The sequence below is a fragment of the Xenorhabdus entomophaga genome, assembly GCF_037996725.1.
Taxonomy (GTDB): Bacteria; Pseudomonadota; Gammaproteobacteria; order Enterobacterales; family Enterobacteriaceae; genus Xenorhabdus; species Xenorhabdus khoisanae.
Map to the genome: position 1 here is coordinate 1 of NZ_JBBMXH010000518.1, position 223 is coordinate 223.

The 223-nt window shown below is 55.6% G+C and carries 1 protein-coding gene; it reads left to right on the forward strand.

What is annotated here, in order from left to right; translation table 11 throughout:
- Nucleotides 1-223 (forward strand): type VI secretion system baseplate subunit TssF (locus AAC854_RS23895; protein WP_340619216.1); only part of this gene is annotated, 223 nt, incomplete at both ends.

The following is a 223-nucleotide window of genomic DNA, read 5'->3' on the forward strand; positions in this document are numbered from 1 at the left end:
CAGCATTCCACAAGTCACCCATGAAATGTTGGGACGCATCTGGCCTCACACCTTACGCCCGGTTCCCCCGACAACGATCATCCAATTCACCCCCCATCAGGGCGTTCATCAGGGGACGGCAGATATCCCGCAAAGCGTCCCGATTACGGCCGCTGTGGGGGAACAACATTTCCAGTTTAACACCTGCCGCCCCTTGCATATTGAACCTTTTGTGATGCGGGAT